Source organism: Burkholderia sp. BCC1638 (assembly GCF_902833195.1).
GTDB classification, from domain to species: Bacteria; Pseudomonadota; Gammaproteobacteria; order Burkholderiales; family Burkholderiaceae; genus Burkholderia; species Burkholderia diffusa.
Genome location: NZ_CADFEC010000010.1, coordinates 157,870 through 174,603 on the forward strand (window position 1 = coordinate 157,870; position 16,734 = coordinate 174,603).

The 16,734-nt window shown below is 69.0% G+C and carries 16 protein-coding genes; 12 read left to right on the plus strand and 4 right to left on the minus strand.

Going from position 1 to position 16,734, the window contains the following annotated elements; genetic code table 11:
• Positions 1–90: 90 nt before the first annotated feature.
• Positions 91–219 carry a hypothetical protein gene (locus HWX22_RS32245; protein WP_256097633.1) on the minus strand — a complete coding sequence of 43 codons (129 nt, stop codon included), beginning with the start codon at positions 217–219 and terminating at the stop codon, positions 91–93.
• On the opposite strand from HWX22_RS32245, the gene pyk reads away from it, so the two are divergent.
• The 6 genes from pyk (at position 218) to HWX22_RS14695 (ending at position 7,020) form a co-directional block, all read left to right on the plus strand.
• On the plus strand, positions 218–1,654 hold the full coding sequence (gene pyk, locus HWX22_RS14670) for a pyruvate kinase (RefSeq protein WP_059447904.1): 1,437 nt from the start codon (positions 218–220) through the stop codon (positions 1,652–1,654). The two genes, HWX22_RS32245 and pyk, sit on opposite strands and share 2 nt — an antisense overlap.
• Positions 1,655–1,965: 311 nt before the next feature.
• Positions 1,966–3,030 carry a class II fructose-bisphosphate aldolase gene (gene fba, locus HWX22_RS14675; protein ID WP_059690613.1) on the plus strand — a complete coding sequence of 355 codons (1,065 nt, stop codon included), beginning with the start codon at positions 1,966–1,968 and terminating at the stop codon, positions 3,028–3,030.
• 235 nt (positions 3,031–3,265) lie between these two features.
• On the plus strand, positions 3,266–4,156 hold the full coding sequence (locus HWX22_RS14680) for a phosphoribosylaminoimidazolesuccinocarboxamide synthase (RefSeq protein WP_059820348.1): 891 nt from the start codon (positions 3,266–3,268) through the stop codon (positions 4,154–4,156).
• 17 nt (positions 4,157–4,173) lie between these two features.
• The gene (gene purE, locus HWX22_RS14685) at positions 4,174–4,695 is read left to right on the plus strand and encodes a 5-(carboxyamino)imidazole ribonucleotide mutase (RefSeq protein WP_012364611.1); all 522 of its coding nucleotides are present in this window, start codon (positions 4,174–4,176) and stop codon (positions 4,693–4,695) included.
• An 88-nt stretch (positions 4,696–4,783) separates the two neighbouring features.
• A complete protein-coding gene (locus HWX22_RS14690; protein ID WP_059527982.1) occupies positions 4,784–5,980 on the plus strand; it encodes a 5-(carboxyamino)imidazole ribonucleotide synthase in 1,197 nt (398 codons plus the stop codon).
• Positions 5,981–5,991: 11 nt separating this feature from the next.
• Positions 5,992–7,020 (plus strand): L-threonylcarbamoyladenylate synthase, encoded by a 1,029-nt coding sequence (locus HWX22_RS14695; protein WP_175911275.1) that lies wholly within the window; start codon positions 5,992–5,994, stop codon positions 7,018–7,020.
• Positions 7,021–7,107: 87 nt separating this feature from the next.
• Here the strand turns inward: HWX22_RS14695 and HWX22_RS14700 are convergent, their stop codons facing one another.
• The 3 genes from HWX22_RS14700 to dacB form a co-directional block, all read right to left on the minus strand.
• Complete coding sequence (locus HWX22_RS14700; RefSeq protein WP_175915885.1) at positions 7,108–8,250, minus strand: SGNH/GDSL hydrolase family protein; 1,143 nt, start codon at positions 8,248–8,250, stop codon at positions 7,108–7,110.
• Positions 8,251–8,344: 94 nt separating this feature from the next.
• Entirely contained in the window at positions 8,345–9,259 is a 915-nt protein-coding gene (locus HWX22_RS14705) for a sterol desaturase family protein (protein ID WP_059527973.1), read from the minus strand.
• Positions 9,260–9,617: 358 nt separating this feature from the next.
• Complete coding sequence (gene dacB, locus HWX22_RS14710) at positions 9,618–11,150, minus strand: D-alanyl-D-alanine carboxypeptidase/D-alanyl-D-alanine-endopeptidase (protein ID WP_175915886.1); 1,533 nt, start codon at positions 11,148–11,150, stop codon at positions 9,618–9,620.
• Between the two features lie 183 nt (positions 11,151–11,333).
• On the opposite strand from dacB, the gene HWX22_RS14715 reads away from it, so the two are divergent.
• From HWX22_RS14715 to HWX22_RS14740, 6 genes are all read left to right on the plus strand, one after another.
• The gene (locus HWX22_RS14715) at positions 11,334–11,996 is read left to right on the plus strand and encodes a response regulator (RefSeq protein ID WP_040141750.1); all 663 of its coding nucleotides are present in this window, start codon (positions 11,334–11,336) and stop codon (positions 11,994–11,996) included.
• A gap of 3 nt (positions 11,997–11,999) precedes the next feature.
• Positions 12,000–13,346 (plus strand): ATP-binding protein, encoded by a 1,347-nt coding sequence (locus tag HWX22_RS14720; protein ID WP_175915887.1) that lies wholly within the window; start codon positions 12,000–12,002, stop codon positions 13,344–13,346.
• Between the two features lie 100 nt (positions 13,347–13,446).
• Complete coding sequence (locus HWX22_RS14725; protein WP_175915888.1) at positions 13,447–14,931, plus strand: DegQ family serine endoprotease; 1,485 nt, start codon at positions 13,447–13,449, stop codon at positions 14,929–14,931.
• 94 nt (positions 14,932–15,025) lie between these two features.
• A complete protein-coding gene (locus HWX22_RS14730; RefSeq protein ID WP_059527962.1) occupies positions 15,026–15,463 on the plus strand; it encodes a carboxypeptidase-like regulatory domain-containing protein in 438 nt (145 codons plus the stop codon).
• Between the two features lie 138 nt (positions 15,464–15,601).
• Positions 15,602–15,961, plus strand: coding sequence for a DUF427 domain-containing protein (locus HWX22_RS14735; RefSeq protein ID WP_175915889.1), 360 nt, complete (start codon positions 15,602–15,604; stop codon positions 15,959–15,961).
• A gap of 28 nt (positions 15,962–15,989) precedes the next feature.
• On the plus strand, positions 15,990–16,700 hold the full coding sequence (locus HWX22_RS14740) for an SRPBCC domain-containing protein (protein WP_059690609.1): 711 nt from the start codon (positions 15,990–15,992) through the stop codon (positions 16,698–16,700).
• Positions 16,701–16,734: the final 34 nt, after the last annotated feature.

Consider the following 16,734-nt stretch of genomic DNA (forward strand, 5'->3'; position numbering starts at 1 on the left):
GGGCAAGCGCAAACGCGCGCCCGCGCGGGCGAACTCGACCCCGCGCGCACCGGCGGCCGCCGGCGACGCGGTCGTGCAGCACCACGAGATTCAGAACAAAGCGATGCCGGGCGCAAGCACCGGCACGCCCCCCGGAACGGCCGCCGCTGGGCCCGCCGATTCCGGCTCTCGCAGCGTTTCACCCAGCGCATCCACCTTGATCCAGATGAGGAGTTTCATGCAGCGCGCCACCAAGATAGTCGCCACGATCGGCCCGGCTTCCAGTTCGCCGGAGATTCTGCTGCAGATGATGCAGGCGGGCCTCGACGTCGTGCGGCTCAACTTTTCGCACGGCACGGCCGACGATCACCGCCAGCGCGCCGAGATGGTGCGCGAGGCCGCCCGCAAGGTCGGCCGCGAGATCGCGATCATGGCCGACCTCCAGGGCCCGAAGATCCGCGTCGGCAAGTTCGAGAACGGCAAGACGACCCTCGTGCCGGGCCAGGCCTTCATCCTCGATGCGGGCTGCGAACTCGGCAACGACGAGCGCGTCGGCCTCGACTACAAGGAACTGCCGCGCGACCTGAAGCCGGGCGACCTGCTGCTGCTGAACGACGGCCTGATCGTGCTGACCGTCGAGCGCGTGCTCGGCGACGAGATCCACACGATCGTCAAGGTGGGCGGCGAGCTGTCGAACAACAAGGGGATCAACCGTCAGGGCGGCGGTCTGTCGGCGCCCGCGCTGACCGCGAAGGACATGGAAGACATCCGCACGGCGATGTCGCTCGGCGCGGATCTGGTCGCGGTGTCGTTCCCGAAGAATGCGACGGACATGGAAATGGCGCGCCAGCTCGCGAACATCGCGGGCGCGCCATACGGCATCAAGCCGAAGATGATCGCGAAGATCGAGCGCGCGGAGGCCATTCCGGCGCTGCAGAGCATTCTCGACGCGTCCGACGGCATCATGGTCGCGCGTGGCGACCTCGCGGTGGAAGTCGGTAACGCGGCCGTGCCGGCGCTGCAGAAGCGGATGATCCGGATGGCGCGCGAGTCGAACAAGCTCGTGATCACCGCGACGCAGATGATGGAATCGATGATCCACGCGCCGGTGCCGACCCGCGCGGAAGTGTCGGACGTCGCGAACGCGGTGCTCGACGGCACCGACGCGGTGATGCTGTCGGCCGAGACGGCCGCCGGCAAGTACCCGGTCGTCACGATCGAGACGATGGCGGCCGTGTGCGTCGAGGCGGAAAAGTCCGAGCACGTCGAGCTGGACAAGGATTTCCTCGACCGCACGTTTACGCGGATCGACCAGTCGATCGCGATGGGCGCGCTGTTCACCGCGTATCACCTCGGTGCGAAGGCAATCGTCGCGCTGACCGAATCGGGCGCGACCGCGCTGTGGATGTCGCGTCACTACACGCACGTGCCGATCTTCGCGCTGACGCCGCGCGTCGGCAGCGAGCGCACGATGGCGCTGTACCGCAACGTGACGCCGCTGCACGTCGACTTCAACAGCGATCGCGATTCGGCGCTGCAGGCGGCGCTCGAGATCGTCGTCAAGCAGGGCTACGTGCAGCACGGCGACATGGTCGTGCTGACCGTCGGCGAGCCGATGGGGCAGGCGGGCGGCACCAACACGCTGAAGATTGTGCGGGTCGGCGAGCATTATTGAGCGCCGGCATGCGCCGGGCCGGCCCGGCGGCCGGTTCACCGGCCGCCCGAGCCGATCGGGCACCGTTTTTTTGACGAAAGCCGTGCGGGGTCTGATGCCCCGCGCGGCTTTTTTTCTGTTTTTTGGCCGGATTGTGCCGTGCGAAGGTAACAAATTGCGAGTACGCGCTACCGGCCGGTCGGAATCGGAGGCGCTTCGCGATAAAATGCGGCTATTCGACGCTCAGCCGCGCCGTGCCGCCCCGGTTTCGACGGGGCCGAGCACCGCGCCGGCGTCAGGGCGCACCGGTTTTCATTCCAAGGAGTTCCACAATGCCTCTCGTATCAATGCGTCAATTGCTGGACCACGCGGCAGAGCACGGTTACGGCCTGCCGGCCTTCAACGTGAACAACCTGGAGCAGGTCCAGGCGATCATGGCGGCGGCGGATCAGGTCGGCGCGCCCGTGATCATGCAGGCATCGGCCGGCGCGCGTAAGTACGCGGGCGAGCCGTTCCTGCGCCACCTGATCGAAGCGGCGGTCGAGTCGTATCCGCACATCCCGGTCGTGATGCACCAGGACCACGGCCAGTCGCCGGCCGTGTGCATGGGCGCGATCCGCAGCGGTTTCACCAGCGTGATGATGGACGGTTCGCTCGAAGCCGACGGCAAGACGGTCGCCTCGTACGAATACAACGTCGAGGTGTCGCGCAAGGTCGTCGAGATGGCGCACTCGATCGGCGTGACGGTCGAAGCCGAACTCGGCGTGCTCGGCTCGCTCGAGACGATGAAGGGCGACAAGGAAGACGGCCACGGCGCGGAAGGCACGATGACCCGCGAGCAACTGCTGACCGATCCGGAGCAGGCCGCCGACTTCGTGAAGCTCACGCAGTGCGACGCGCTCGCGATCGCGATCGGTACGTCGCACGGCGCGTACAAGTTCTCGAAGAAGCCGACGGGCGACATCCTGTCGATTCAGCGCATCAAGGAAATCCACGCACGCATCCCGAACACGCACCTGGTGATGCACGGTTCGTCGTCGGTGCCGCAGGAACTGCTGGCCGAGATCCGCGAATTCGGCGGCGACATGAAGGAAACCTACGGCGTGCCGGTCGAGGAAATCCAGGAAGGCATCAAGCACGGCGTGCGCAAGATCAACATCGACACCGACCTGCGTCTCGCGATCACCGGCGCGATCCGCCGCTACCTGTTCGAGAACCCGGGCAAGTTCGATCCGCGCGACTACCTGAAGCCCGCGCGCGAAGCGGCGAAGCAGGTGTGCGTCGACCGCTACCTCGCGTTCGGCTGCGAAGGCCAGGCCGCGAAGATCAAGCCGGTGTCGCTCGACAAGATCGCCGAACAGTACAAGTCCGGCGCGCTTGCGCAGGTCGTGCGCTGAGACTGTAGTACGATTGCCCCGCCCGGTCTTGCCGCCGGGCCGGGGCTGGCCGCCCGGGCGCCGGATTCGATCCGGCCCTCGGGGCGGCCGTTCCGTCCGGCCGAACAAGGGCCGGCCGGCAGCCGGCGGGCCTGATCGCCCGCCGGTTCGCCGACGCATTGCAAGACCGCCGTTCCCGCCTGCCGCGGGGAACGGCGTTTCCCTTTTTGTTTGGCTCCTTATCTGCGAAAAGACGATGTCTACCCTTTACGAATCCACGCTCCGCTCGCTGCCGCTCCTCGGTCGCGGCAAGGTCCGCGACAACTACGCGGTCGGCAACGACAAGCTCCTGATCGTCACGACGGATCGCCTGTCGGCATTCGACGTGATCATGGGCGAGCCGATTCCGAACAAGGGCCGCGTGCTGAACCAGATGGCGAACTTCTGGTTCGACAAGCTCGCGCACATCGTGCCGAACCACCTGACGGGCGATGCGCCGGAAGCGGTCGTCTCGGCCGACGAGGTCGAGCAGGTCAAGGGCCGCGGCGTGGTCGTCAAGCGCCTTGAGCCGATCATGATCGAGGCGGTCGTGCGCGGCTACCTGGCCGGCAGCGGCTGGAAGGAATACCAGGAGTCGGGCGCCGTGTGCGGCGTGAAGCTGCCGGAAGGCCTGCAGAACGCGCAAAAGCTGCCCGAGCCGATCTTCACGCCGGCCGCGAAGGCCGAGCTCGGCGAGCACGACGAGAACATCACGTTCGAGGAAACCGAGCGCCGCATCGGCACCGAGCTGGCCGCGACGATCCGCGACATCTCGATCCGCCTGTACAAGGAAGCAGCCGACTACGCGGCGACGCGCGGCATCATCATCGCCGACACGAAGTTCGAATTCGGCCTCGACAATCACGGCAAGCTGTACCTGATGGACGAAGTGCTGACGGCCGATTCGTCGCGCTTCTGGCCGGCCGACCAGTACCAGGTCGGCACCAACCCGCCGTCGTTCGACAAGCAGTTCGTGCGCGACTGGCTCGAGGCGCAGCCGTGGGGCAAGACCGCGCCGGCACCGGCACTGCCGGCCGACGTCGTCGAGAAGACGGCCGCGAAGTACCAGGAAGCGCTCGAGCGCATCACCGGCCAGCCGCTCGCCTGAAGGAAGGAACGCACGAAATGAGTGAAGTCCAGACTGCCCACACGCACAGCGCGCCGCTCGTCGGCGTGCTGATGGGTTCGAGTTCCGACTGGGACGTGATGAAGAACGCGGTCGCGATCCTGCAGGAATTCGGCGTGCCGTACGAAGCGAAGGTCGTGTCCGCGCACCGGATGCCCGACGAGATGTTCGACTACGCGGAGAAGGCGCGCGAGCGCGGGCTGCGCGCGATCATCGCGGGCGCCGGCGGTGCCGCGCACCTGCCCGGCATGCTGGCCGCGAAAACCACGGTGCCGGTGCTCGGCGTACCGGTCGCGAGCAAGTACCTGAAGGGCGTCGATTCGCTGCACTCGATCGTGCAGATGCCGAAGGGCGTGCCGGTCGCGACGTTCGCGATCGGCGAGGCCGGCGCCGCGAACGCCGCGCTGTTCGCGGTGTCGATTCTGTCCGGCACGTCGGTCGACTACGCGAACCGCCTCGCCGCGTTCCGCGTGCGCCAGAACGAAGCCGCGCACGCGATGGTGCTGCCGCCGCTCGCATGACGGCGCACCGGCGGCCGCACTGCCGTTCCAGCGGCCGCCTGATCCTCATCACTGCGGCGGGCAGCGCCCGCCGCGACCGACCACTGACATGACCGCAACTCCTGATTCCGTTTCCCCGATCCTGCCCGGCGCGTGGCTGGGCATGGTCGGCGGCGGCCAGCTCGGCCGCATGTTCTGCTTTGCCGCCCAGTCGATGGGCTATCGCGTCGCCGTGCTCGATCCCGATCCGACGAGCCCCGCCGGCGCGGTCGCCGACCGTCACCTGCGCGCGGCCTACGACGACGAAGCCGCGCTCGCCGAACTGGCCGGGCTGTGCGATGCCGTGTCGACGGAATTCGAGAACGTGCCGGCCGCGAGCCTCGATTTCCTCGCGCGCACGACGTTCGTCGCACCGGCCGGCCGCTGCGTCGCGGTCGCGCAGGACCGGATCGCGGAGAAGCGTTTCATCGAGGCGTCGGGCGTGCCGGTCGCACCGCACGTCGTGATCGAATCGGCGGCGGCGCTCGCCGCGCTCGACGATGCCGCGCTCGACGCGGTGCTGCCGGGCATCCTGAAGACGGCGCGCCTCGGTTACGACGGCAAGGGCCAGGTGCGCGTGAACACCGCGCGGGAAGCGCGCGACGCGCATGCGTCGCTCGGCGGCGTGCCGTGCGTGCTCGAAAAGCGCCTGCCGCTGAAATACGAAGTGTCCGCGCTGATCGCGCGCGGCGCGGACGGCCGCTCGGCCGCATTCCCGCTCGCGCAGAACGTGCATCACAACGGCATCCTCGCGCTGACCGTCGTGCCGGCGCCGGCCGCCGATGCCGCGCGCGTCGAGGAGGCGCAGCAGGCAGCCGTCCGGATCGCCGATACGCTCGGCTACGTCGGTGTGCTCTGCGTCGAATTCTTCGTGCTGGAAGACGGCTCGTTCGTCGCGAACGAAATGGCGCCGCGCCCGCACAACTCTGGTCACTACACGGTCGATGCGTGCGCAACGAGCCAGTTCGAGCAGCAGGTGCGCGCGATGACGCGCATGCCGCTCGGCAATCCGCGCCAGCATTCGCCGGCCGCGATGCTGAACATCCTCGGCGACGTGTGGTTCCCGAACGGCGCCGCGGCCGAGGCCGTCACGCCGCCGTGGGACACGGTCGCCGCGATGCCGGCTGCGCACCTGCACCTGTACGGCAAGGAAGAAGCGCGCGTCGGCCGCAAGATGGGCCACGTGAACTTCACGGCCGAGACGCGCGACGATGCCGTTGCCGCCGCCACCGCGTGCGCGCAGCTGCTGCGCGTGCCGCTCGACTGAGGCGCCAGCCGATGTCCATCGATCTCCCGAACTCCGTGACGCCCGCTCAGATCGACGCGGCTGCCGCGCTGCTCGACGCGGGGCAACTCGTCGCGTTCCCGACCGAAACCGTGTACGGGCTCGGCGGCGACGCGGCGAATCCCGAGGCCGTCGCGCGCATTTACGCGGCGAAGGGGCGTCCGGCGAACCATCCGGTGATCGTGCACCTGCCGCCCGGCGGCGATCCCGGTTACTGGGTCGAAGACCTGCCGGCCGATGCGCGGGCGCTGATCGATGAATTCTGGCCAGGCCCGCTGACGCTGATCCTGAAGCGCCATGCGCGCATTCCGGACGCCGTGAGCGGTGGTCAGGATTCGGTCGGCCTGCGCTGTCCGTCGCATCCGGTCGCGCAGGCGCTGCTGGCCGCGTTCAGCGCGCGGCGCGGCGGCCACGGCGGCGTCGCCGCGCCGTCCGCGAACCGCTTCGGTCACGTGAGCCCGACCACCGCCCAACACGTGCGCGACGAATTCGGCGACACCGTGCACGTGCTCGATGGCGGCCCATCGGAAGTCGGCATCGAATCGACGATCCTCGACCTGTCGCGCGGCTTCCCGGCGCTACTGCGCCCCGGCCACGTGACGCCGCAGCAGATCGCCGACGTGCTCGGCCGCGCGCCGCGCCTGCCCGACGGCAGCGACGCGACCGCACCGCGCGCGTCGGGCACGCTGAAGGCGCATTACGCGCCGCGCACGCCGCTCGCGCTGCTGCCGTTCGATGCGCTCGAGCCGCTGCTCGCGGCGGCGCAGACCGATGGCGAACGTGTCGCGCTCGTCGCACGCGCGTCGCGCGCGGGACGCTGGGCGCAGGCCGACGGCGTGCATTTCGTCGCGGCGCCGGAAGATCCGCAGGCGTATGCGCGCGACCTGTACGGCATGCTGCGCGCGCTGGACCGCGCGCAGGTCGCTCGCATCCTCGTTGAGAAACTGCCCGAGACCGTTGAATGGATCGCGGTCAACGATCGTCTCGGTCGTGCGGCCGCCGCATTCGAAGCGCGCGACTGACGCAGTCGTTCGTATCCGCTCATGAAATGAAAAACGCCCGACCGGCGAACCGGTCGGGCGTTTTCGCTTGCGCGCGTGGCGCCCGGCTTACTTGCCGACGCCCGAGGCCGCGATCTGCTGTTCGACGTACTGCGCGAACAGCGCGTGCAGGCGCGTCGTCGGGTGGACCGTGTCGGCGAACATGTAGGTCTGGTCCGCGTTGGCGGTCGTGTAGGTCTGCGGCGAGCAGAACAGCGACGAGCCGAAGGCGGTCGCGTCCGCGACGCCGTACTGGGTCGCCGCCGCGACCATCGCCTTCAGGTTGCATGCGGTGTCGGTGTTCGACACGCTGAAGCCGTTCGCCTGGTAGTTGGCCGCGATGCCGTCCTGCCACTTGAACGCATCGACCACCGCGTACTTCGTCGTGTCGACCTTCAGCGCGGCGAGCGTGCCGACCAGCGTCTGGTTGAACAGCCCCGACAGCTGCGTGAACGCGGCTTGCGTCTGCGGGCCGCCTTGCAGTGCGAGCGGCGTGCCGCCGATGTCCGGCACCGTCGCGACGAACACGTGCGACGCGCCGGCCGCGACGATCTGCTGGACGATGCCGCCGAGCTGCTGCGCGGCGAGGCCGATCGCCTGCGCGGCCGCGAGCTGCGCGGCCGGCGTGTTGCCCTGCGCCTGCGCGACCTGTGCCTGATAGAAGATGTCGTTGGCGCCGCCGTTGATCAGCACGATCTGGCCGGCGTTGAAGCTGCCGTGCTGCGTCAGGTATTGCTTGACCTGGTCGGCGATCGGGGTCGTCGTGGCCTGCGCGTAGTCGGCGTTCGGCACGCTCGAGGTGGCGTGGCCGATACCCGGTTGCAGCGTCACGCGCGAGCCGCCCTGCGCGTAGCCGAGGCCGCCCGTGGCCTGCAGCGGAATGCCGAAGCCGCCCTGGTTCGCGGGCTGCAGCGTGTCGCCGTAGTACTGCGCGACGTCCTGCGTCCACACCTGGCCGGGGTTGGTCGTGAAGCGGCCGCCGCCGAAGCCGAGCTTGATCTGCGAGTAGGTGCCGGCGTCCGACAGGCTGTCGCCGAACGACACGACCTGCATCTTCACGCCGGACGGCGGCGTGTTCGACGCGCTGCTGTTGTTGTCGTCGCCGCCGCCGCACGCGGCGAGCAGGGCGAGCGCGGCGCCCGCGATCGCGACCTGCGCGGTGCGCAGCAGGCGTTGACGGGTGCGCGACGGGAATTGTCGTTGTGACTGCATCGTTCGATCTCCTCGTAGATATGGCCCGATGTGTTTCTCATCTGCCGCGCGCCGGCTCGGATCCGGGCTGCGCGGCGGCCGTTGGCTGAAACGGTTATTGGTCGCGCACGGCCGCAAGCGGCACGGTGCGCGGATCGCGATTCGCGGCCTCGGCGATCTGCGCATGATAAGCGCTCGCCCATTCGGGCGGGCCGAAAATCGCGCGCAGCTTGTTGCGCCATCCGTGGACGCGCAACGCGTCGGCCGCCATCGACACCCACTCGTGAAACGTCGCGACGAGCGGATTGTTCGAGCCGAGCGGCTCGACGATTCCGTATTGCGGCGGATCGTCGGGCGACTCCTCGACGTAGCTGCCGAACAGGCGGTCCCAGATCACGAGCACACCTGCGTAATTGCGGTCGATGTAGCGCGGGTTGCGTGCATGGTGCGCGCGATGGATCGACGGCGTGTTGAACACGTATTCGAGCCAGCCGAGCTTGCCGATCGCCTGCGTGTGCACGAAGAACTGGAACGCGAGGTTGATCAGCACGATGCCGACGATCTGCTGCGGCGGAAAGCCGAGGAACGCGAGCGGCAGCCAGAACGCCCACATGCCCGCGACGGGATACATCAGGCTCTGCCGGAACGCGGTCGAGAAATTCATCCGCTCGGACGAGTGATGCACGACGTGCGCGGCCCACAGCCAGCGCACGCGATGGCTCGCGCGATGGAACACGTAGTAGAGGAAGTCCTGGCCGACGAACAGCACGGCGAACGACAGCCAGCCGTCGTGCCACGTGAACAGCCGGAAATGTGCGTAGCAGTACGCATAAACGGGGATCACGAACAGCCACGCGAGCTTGTCGGCGCCCTGGTGCATCAGTGCGAGCGCCGCGTTGCACAGCGTGTCGCGCCATGCATAGACATGGTCCTGCGCACGCGTGCGGGCGAGGTGCCAGGCTTCCCACGCGATGCAGAGCAGGAAGACGGGCGCCAGCGCGAGCAGAAGCAATTCGACGTCGAATCGCATGGACGTGTCTCCTCCTTTCCCCTGCAAGCCGTGAAGCCGGGCGTACGGCCCGTTGTAGATATCGGTCAGGCCAACAGCCTACGCAATCGCCACGCGCTAGGCGAGGGGGGAGCGTAGAGGGTTCCCTCAGAGGACAGGGTTTCTACGGAAGTCATGCGCAACGGGGCTACGCGGTGCGGCCCCGTTTTTTGGGCACGGCTGGCGGGCCGTGTGCGGCGCGCCGCGGCCGAGGTCGTTTCAAACCGCACGGGGCGAAATCGCCGGCGGCGGGGCGCCCGACGCACGGTGTCTCCCTGCGATCGACGCAAGCCAACAGCCGGACATGCGTGCGCCGCGCCGCGTCGCGGCGAGTGCGTCGTCAGTGCGCGCCCGCGTAGATCCATTCGAGCAGCGTGTCGTGCGCGGCGCGCGCGGCTTCCGCGTGATCGTCGTTGATGAAGCTGACGACGATGTAGCTCTGGCCGTCGGCGCCCGCGACGTAGCCCGCGATAGCGCGCACGTCGCGCAGCGTGCCGGTCTTGATGTGCGCGTTGCCGAGCACGCCGGCGTTGGTCAGGCGGTTCTTCATCGTGCCGTCGATGCCGGCGATCGGCAGCGAATCGATGAACGCCTGCGCGACGGGGCTCGCGTTCGCGGCCTGCAGCAGCGCGGCGAGCGACTGCGCGCTCACGTGCTCCTCGCGCGACAGGCCCGAGCCGTTCTCGAGGTCGAGGTCGGGCATCGCGATTCCGCTCTTCTGCAGGAACGCGTGAATCGCGCGGCTCGACTGCTCGGGGCTCGCGGGCGGCTTGCCGGCGGCCGCGCCGATCGTCAGGAACAGGTTGCGCGCCATCACGTTGTTGCTGAACTTGTTGATGTCGTAGACGATGCTGCCGAGCACGGGGCTGTGATGGACGGCGAGCGGGCGCGCGGCGGTCGGCACCTTGCCTTCGCTGACGGGGCCCGCGATCGTGCCGCCGTCCTGCTGCCACAGCGCGAGGAAGCCGCGCGCGAAGAACGTCGTGTGATCGAGGATCGCGAGGTTGGTCGTGTGCGCGCCGCAGCGCAGCGGATAGTCGCCGGCGAACGACGCGGTCATGATCCCGCCGCCGGCCGACAGCGTCGGGCGCGCGGCCGCCGCCGCCGCGCCGCACGACCCGGTGCCCTCGTACAGCTGGTTGTCGATCGACAGGTTCGCGAGCGGCGGCAGCACGTCGACGGCGATCTTGCCGTCGTCGCCCGGCGTGACCGTGAACGACACGGCCTTGAACGCATACAGCAGCGGATCGGGGCCGACGTTGTACGGTGCGCTCGCGTCGTCGTCGAACGACGGCAGGTCGCGCGTCGACGCGGCGAAATAGCTCTTGTCGAGCACGAGGCCGCCGGCCACGCGCTTCACGCCGGCCTTGCGGATCTTGTCGACGAGGTCGATCAGTTCCTCCGGTACGAGCTTCGGATCGCCGGTGCCCTTGATGTACAGGTTGCCCTGCAGCGTGCCGTCCGGATCGACCGGGCCGTCCGCATACGCGGTGGTGCGCCAGCGGTAGTCGGGGCCGAGGATCGACAGGCCCGAGAAGGTCGTGACGAGCTTCATCGTCGACGCCGGCATCATCGGTCGGTTCGCATTCCATGCGATCAGCGGCTCGGGATCGCCGACGCGCTCGACGACGACGCTCATCGCAGACGCCGGCACCTTCGCGCGCTGCAGCGCGACGAGCACGGACGCCGGCAGGCCGGCCGCCCGCGCGGCGGGCGACACGACGGCGGTCTTGCGCGCTTCCTTGTGGGACTTCTTGCGGGCCTGCGCGGACGGTGCGAACGCAAGGGCCGTGCAGGTGGCGACGACGGCGGCCGCGCGCAGGAACGGGCGGGCGCGGGGGGCGAACCGGACGGAAAGGTCGGAAATCGGCATGGGCGAATACGGGAAAAGCACGGGATTCGGGCAGGGCGCGCGCGGCGCCGGAGCGCACATTGTAGAGACAAGTGCGCACACGTCCCTTGCAATCCGCCTTTCTGTTGCATTGCACGGGGCGCACGCGATTCGCGGCGCTACAATGGTCGCCATGTTTCACTCGCCCGATGGGTTCCAGCTCCGATGCGGATTCTGCTTGTTGAAGACGATCGAATGATTGCCGAGGGCGTACGCAAGGCGTTGCGCGCCGACGGCTTCGCGGTCGACTGGGTGCAGGACGGCGACGCCGCGCTCACGGCGCTCGGCGGCGAGACGTACGACCTGCTGCTGCTCGACCTCGGCCTGCCGAAGCGCGACGGCATCGACGTGCTGCGCACTTTGCGCGCGCGCGGGCTGTCGCTGCCGGTGCTGATCGTCACCGCGCGCGATGCGGTGGCCGATCGCGTGAAGGGGCTCGACGCGGGCGCCGACGACTACCTCGTCAAGCCGTTCGACCTCGACGAACTGGGCGCGCGGATGCGCGCGCTGATCCGCCGCCAGGCGGGGCGCAGCGAGTCGCTGATCCGTCACGGCGCGCTGACGCTCGATCCCGCGTCGCATCAGGTGACGCTCGACGGCGCGCCCGTCGCGCTGTCCGCGCGCGAGTTCGCGCTGCTCGAGGCGCTGCTCGCGCGGCCCGGCGCGGTGCTGTCGAAGAGCCAGCTCGAGGAAAAGATGTACGGCTGGGGCGAGGAGATCGGCAGCAACACGGTCGAGGTCTACATCCACGCGCTGCGCAAGAAGCTCGGCTCGGACCTGATCCGCAACGTGCGCGGGCTCGGCTACATGGTCGTCAAGGAAAGCTGACGCGTGAGGTCGATTCGTCATCAATTGCTGATCTGGCTGCTCGCGATCGTCGTCGCGGGCGTGGGCGCCGCGGGCTGGCTCATCTATCGCCAGGCGCTCGCCGAGGCGAACGAGCTGTTCGACTACCAGCTGCAGGAAATCGCCGCGGCGCTGCCGTCCGAGCCGTTCTCGCAGGTGTTCGGTTCGCGCACCAACGGCGACGAAGGCATCGTGATCCAGATCTGGAACCGCAACGGCGTGCTGATGTACTTCTCGCATCCGCGTGCGCCGATCGCGCCGCGCGCGGAGCTCGGCTTCTCGACCGAGCGCACCGATCGCGGCGAATGGCGTGTGTACGGCGCGATCGTCGGCGACAACGTCGTGCAGCTCGCGCAGCCGCTGTCGGTGCGCAACCGGCTCGCGGCGAACGTGGCGCTGCGCACGCTGTGGCCGTTGATCGTACTGCTGCCGTTCCTCGGGGCGGCGGTCTGGGTGATCGTCGGGCGCGGGCTCGCGCCGCTCGGCCGCGTGACGCGCGCGGTCGAGGCGCGCCGGCCCGAAGCGCTCGATCCGTTGCCCGATGCGCGTCTGCCGCTCGAGGTGCAGCCGCTCGTGCGTGCGCTGAACGGGCTGCTCGCGCGGCTGTCGGCGGCGCTCGACACGCAGAAGGCCTTCGTCGCCGATGCCGCGCACGAACTGCGCACGCCGCTCGCGGCCGTGCAGATCCAGGCGCAGCTCGTCGCGCGCGCGAAGGACGACACGTCGCGCCGCGAGGCGGTTGCCGATCTACAGGCCGGCGTCACGCGCGCGACGCGGCTCGCCGAGCAGTTGCTCGCGCTGGCGCGCGCCGAACCGGACGGCGCGACGATGCGCGAGCCGGTCGATCTGCAGGCGCTGCTCGTCGAATGCGTGGCCGCGCATGCACCGCTCGCGCAACGGCACAGCATCGATCTCGGCTTCGAGGAAAGCAGCGCGGCGACCGTCGTCGCGGATGTCGGCGCGCTGCGCGTGATGTTCGGCAACCTGCTCGACAACGCGGTGAAGTACACACCGGACGGCGGCCGCATCGACGTGTCGCTGACTCGCGACGCGGCCGGCCGCGTGTGCGTGCAGATCGGCGACAGCGGCCCCGGCATCCCGGCCGACGAGCGCGAGCGCGTGTTCGACCGCTTCTACCGCGACAGCTCCGCGCGGGCGCGCGCCGACGTGTCGGGCAGCGGGCTCGGGCTGGCGATCGTCAAGCGCGTCGCGGCGCAGCAGGGCGCGACGGTGACGCTCGGCGACGCGGCCGCGGGCGGCCTGCTCGTAAGCGTCGTGTTCCGCGACGCCGAGATGCCGGCGCAGTTGCCGCAGGCATCCGAATCCGTATGACGAACGGCGTCGGCGGCGGCCTAAGCCCCGTTTAAGGTCGATTAAGCCTCCTTTAAGTCAGGGTCGTTACGCTGCGTCCTAACAAAGAGGAGGTCCTACGATGAACACCCGATTCCTTGCGCGCGGCGCCGTCGCGGTCGCCGTGGCGGCTGCCCTGTCCGCCGGCTATGTCGCAGGCACCCGCCGCGCCGATCCGCAGATCATCACGCCCGCGCAGGCCGCCGCGCTGATGCCGGCCGAGGCCGCGGCGAAGACCGGCATTCCCGATTTCTCCGGGCTGGTCGAAACCTACGGCCCGGCGGTCGTGAACATCAGCGCGAAGCACGTCGTGAAGCAGGTGTCGCGGCGCGTGCCGCAGCCGCAGCTGCCGATGGATCCGAGCGATCCGTTCTACCAGTTCTTCAAGCACTTCTACGGCCAGATGCCGGGCATGGGCGGCGACACGCAGCCGGACGACCAGCCGAGCGCGAGCCTCGGTTCGGGATTCATCGTCAGCGCGGACGGGTACATCCTCACCAACGCGCACGTGATCGACGGCGCGAACGTCGTCACGGTCAAGCTGACCGACAAGCGCGAGTACAAGGCGAAGGTCGTCGGCGCCGACAAGCAGTCCGACGTCGCCGTGCTGAAGATCGACGCGAGCGGCCTGCCGACCGTGAAGATCGGCGATCCGGCACAGAGCAAGGTCGGCCAGTGGGTCGTCGCGATCGGTTCGCCGTACGGCTTCGACAACACGGTCACGTCCGGCATCATCAGCGCGAAATCGCGCTCGCTGCCCGACGAGAACTACACGCCGTTCATCCAGACCGACGTGCCGGTGAACCCCGGCAATTCGGGCGGCCCGTTGTTCAACCTGCAGGGCGAGGTGATCGGCATCAACTCGATGATCTACTCGCAGACGGGCGGCTTCCAGGGCCTGTCGTTCGCGATCCCGATCAACGAGGCGATCAAGGTCAAGGACGAGCTCGTGAAGACGGGCCACGTGAGCCGCGGCCGCCTCGGCGTCGCCGTGCAGGGGCTGAACCAGACGCTCGCGAGCTCGTTCGGGCTGCAGAAGCCGGACGGCGCGCTCGTCAGCTCGGTCGACCCGAACGGCCCGGCCGCGAAAGCGGGCTTGCAGCCGGGCGACGTGATTCTCGCGGTCAACGGCTCGCCGGTTGCCGATTCCACGTCGCTGCCCGCGCAGATCGCGAACCTGAAGCCGGGCTCGAAGGCCGATCTGCAGGTGTGGCGCGACAAGTCGAAGAAGTCGATCAGCGTGACGCTCGGCGCGATGTCCGACACGAAGCTGGCCTCGAACGACGGCGGCCCCGTCGAGCAGGGGCGCCTCGGCGTCGCGGTGCGTCCGCTCACGCCGCAGGAGCGCAGCGCCACCAGCCTGTCGCACGGGCTGATCGTGCAGCAGGCCGGCGGCCCGGCAGCCAGTGCGGGCATCCAGCCCGGCGACGTGATCCTCGCGGTGAACGGCCGCCCGGTCACGAGCGCCGAGCAATTGCGCGACGCGGTCAAGGGAGCGGGCAACAGTCTTGCTCTCCTGATCCAGCGCGATAATGCACAGATCTTCGTGCCGGTCGACCTGAGCTGACCGGCGGCCGCTGCGGGCCGGCTTTGCCGGCCTTGGCGGGCGCTGCCGGCGTTCGGCCCGTGGTGCTGTGTTCCGACCCGAAAAGGAGGGAGCCATGCAATATCTACGCAACGTGTCCCGATTTGCCGCCGCCGCGGCGCTGGCCGCCGGCTTCGCCGTCGCCGCGCCCGGCGCGTACGCACAATCGGACGGCTTGCCCGCGGCGAGCCAGCAGGGCGATGTCAGCTACGTGTCGGGTGGCATCGGCAAGGATCAATCGACGGCATTCGAGCAGAGCGAAGCGGCGTGGCCGCTCGCACTGCGCTTCACCGGCAAGGGTGGCGAATTCCTGGCCGACGTCCATGTGCGGATCGTCGACGGCAAGGGCACCGAGCTGCTGACGACGGACGCGCGCGGGCCGTACATGCTCGTGAAGCTGCCGCCAGGGCGGTACACCGTGCACGCGTCGTACCAGGGCAGCGACGAATCGCGCGCGGTCACGGTCGGCGCGAAGGGCGGGGCGAAGGCCGCGTTCCAGTGGAGTGCGCAGTAGCGTATCGCGCGCGGGCGCGGCCAGGCCGCGCAATCGGAAGCGGTTTCGCCCATAATGAGAGCCACGGCACCTGTGCCGTGGCTTTTTCGTTTCCTGCGCCCGGCTTGCCCGCCGGGGCCGCCGTCCGGAGGAGAAACGATGTCCGATGCTGCCGACCTTCGCCTCGAAATCGTGCCGAACCGCCATCGCGTGCGCGTGATCCATCGCGGCATCACGTATGCCGATTCGCACGGCGCGCTGACCGTGCGCGAAACGGGCCTGCCGGACATCCATTACCTGCCGCGCGGCGACGTCAACATGCACCGGCTCGTGAAGTCGAGCGTCACGACGGATTGTCCGCTGAGGGGCCGTGCCGTGTATTTCAACCTGCAGACGGAAGACGGCGTGATCGAGAACGCCGCATGGAGTTACGAGGCACCGGGGGAGACCGCGTCCGCGCTGGCGCACTACGTCGCCTTCGATGTCGCGCGGGTCGACAGTCTCATCGAGACGTCCTGATGCGGCGCGCGTTCATCGGGGAGGCATCATGGAACTGAACGACACGTTACGCGTACCGCTCGCGCCGGCCGTCGTGCGGGAAGCCCTCGAGGATCTCGCGTTGCTGCGGGCGAGCTTCGACCATTGCGAATCCTTCGTGAAGCACGCGCACGGCGAATTCGCGCTGACCATCACGGTGCCGCTCGGCCCGCTGCGTGCGCGCTACGACGTGCGTGCGCATTCGGCGAGCGAGCAGGGCGACGCGGAAGGCCAGCCGCGCCGCGTACTCAACTTCAAGGCGCGGGCCGACGGCCTCGGCGCGCTGCGCGGGCAGGTCGAGCTGGTGCTGCGGCCGGACGATGACGACGCGGCCGCGACGCGCATCGAATACGTCGTGTGGGCGACGGCGAGCGGGCCGCTCGCCGAACTACCGGCACGGCAGATCGAGAATGCGCTGCACGCGTGGACCGACGATTTCTTCCGGGAATTCTGCGCGGTCGTGCAGGCGAAGCACGGTCTCGTGCCGAACCGCGCGCGTTCGAGCCCGCAGCGTCGCCAGCATGTGTTCCTGCGGCCCGCGTCGCTGATGGCCGCGGCGAAGCGTCCGCTGCCGCCGCACCTCGGCGGCGCGCTGAGCGGCCGCGTCGCGAGCGCCGTGCATCATCGCGAATCCGGCCCGCTGCCCGTCTGGGCGTGGGCGGCGATCGTCGTGTTCGTCGCGCTGCTGCTGTATGCGGCGCGCTGGATCAACGGCGTCTGAGCGGCCGGCGCCCACCGCGATACCGGGTCGAGCG

Excerpts from the sequence above, each read along its gene's own strand:
- dacB (WP_175915886.1), bottom strand. The coding sequence starts at position 11,150 with ATGCCGATTTCCGACCTTTCCGTCCGGTTCGCCCCCCGCGCCCGCCCG.
- fba (WP_059690613.1), top strand. The coding sequence starts at position 1,966 with ATGCCTCTCGTATCAATGCGTCAATTGCTGGACCACGCGGCAGAGCAC.
- HWX22_RS14695 (WP_175911275.1), top strand. The coding sequence starts at position 5,992 with ATGTCCATCGATCTCCCGAACTCCGTGACGCCCGCTCAGATCGACGCG.
- HWX22_RS14680 (WP_059820348.1), top strand. The coding sequence starts at position 3,266 with ATGTCTACCCTTTACGAATCCACGCTCCGCTCGCTGCCGCTCCTCGGT.
- purE (WP_012364611.1), top strand. The coding sequence starts at position 4,174 with ATGAGTGAAGTCCAGACTGCCCACACGCACAGCGCGCCGCTCGTCGGC.
- HWX22_RS14740 (WP_059690609.1), top strand. The coding sequence starts at position 15,990 with ATGGAACTGAACGACACGTTACGCGTACCGCTCGCGCCGGCCGTCGTG.
- pyk (WP_059447904.1), top strand. The coding sequence starts at position 218 with ATGCAGCGCGCCACCAAGATAGTCGCCACGATCGGCCCGGCTTCCAGT.
- HWX22_RS14690 (WP_059527982.1), top strand. The coding sequence starts at position 4,784 with ATGACCGCAACTCCTGATTCCGTTTCCCCGATCCTGCCCGGCGCGTGG.
- HWX22_RS14735 (WP_175915889.1), top strand. The coding sequence starts at position 15,602 with ATGTCCGATGCTGCCGACCTTCGCCTCGAAATCGTGCCGAACCGCCAT.
- HWX22_RS32245 (WP_256097633.1), bottom strand. The coding sequence starts at position 219 with ATGAAACTCCTCATCTGGATCAAGGTGGATGCGCTGGGTGAAACGCTG.
- HWX22_RS14705 (WP_059527973.1), bottom strand. The coding sequence starts at position 9,259 with ATGCGATTCGACGTCGAATTGCTTCTGCTCGCGCTGGCGCCCGTCTTC.
- HWX22_RS14730 (WP_059527962.1), top strand. The coding sequence starts at position 15,026 with ATGCAATATCTACGCAACGTGTCCCGATTTGCCGCCGCCGCGGCGCTG.
- HWX22_RS14700 (WP_175915885.1), bottom strand. The coding sequence starts at position 8,250 with ATGCAGTCACAACGACAATTCCCGTCGCGCACCCGTCAACGCCTGCTG.
- HWX22_RS14715 (WP_040141750.1), top strand. The coding sequence starts at position 11,334 with ATGCGGATTCTGCTTGTTGAAGACGATCGAATGATTGCCGAGGGCGTA.
- HWX22_RS14725 (WP_175915888.1), top strand. The coding sequence starts at position 13,447 with ATGAACACCCGATTCCTTGCGCGCGGCGCCGTCGCGGTCGCCGTGGCG.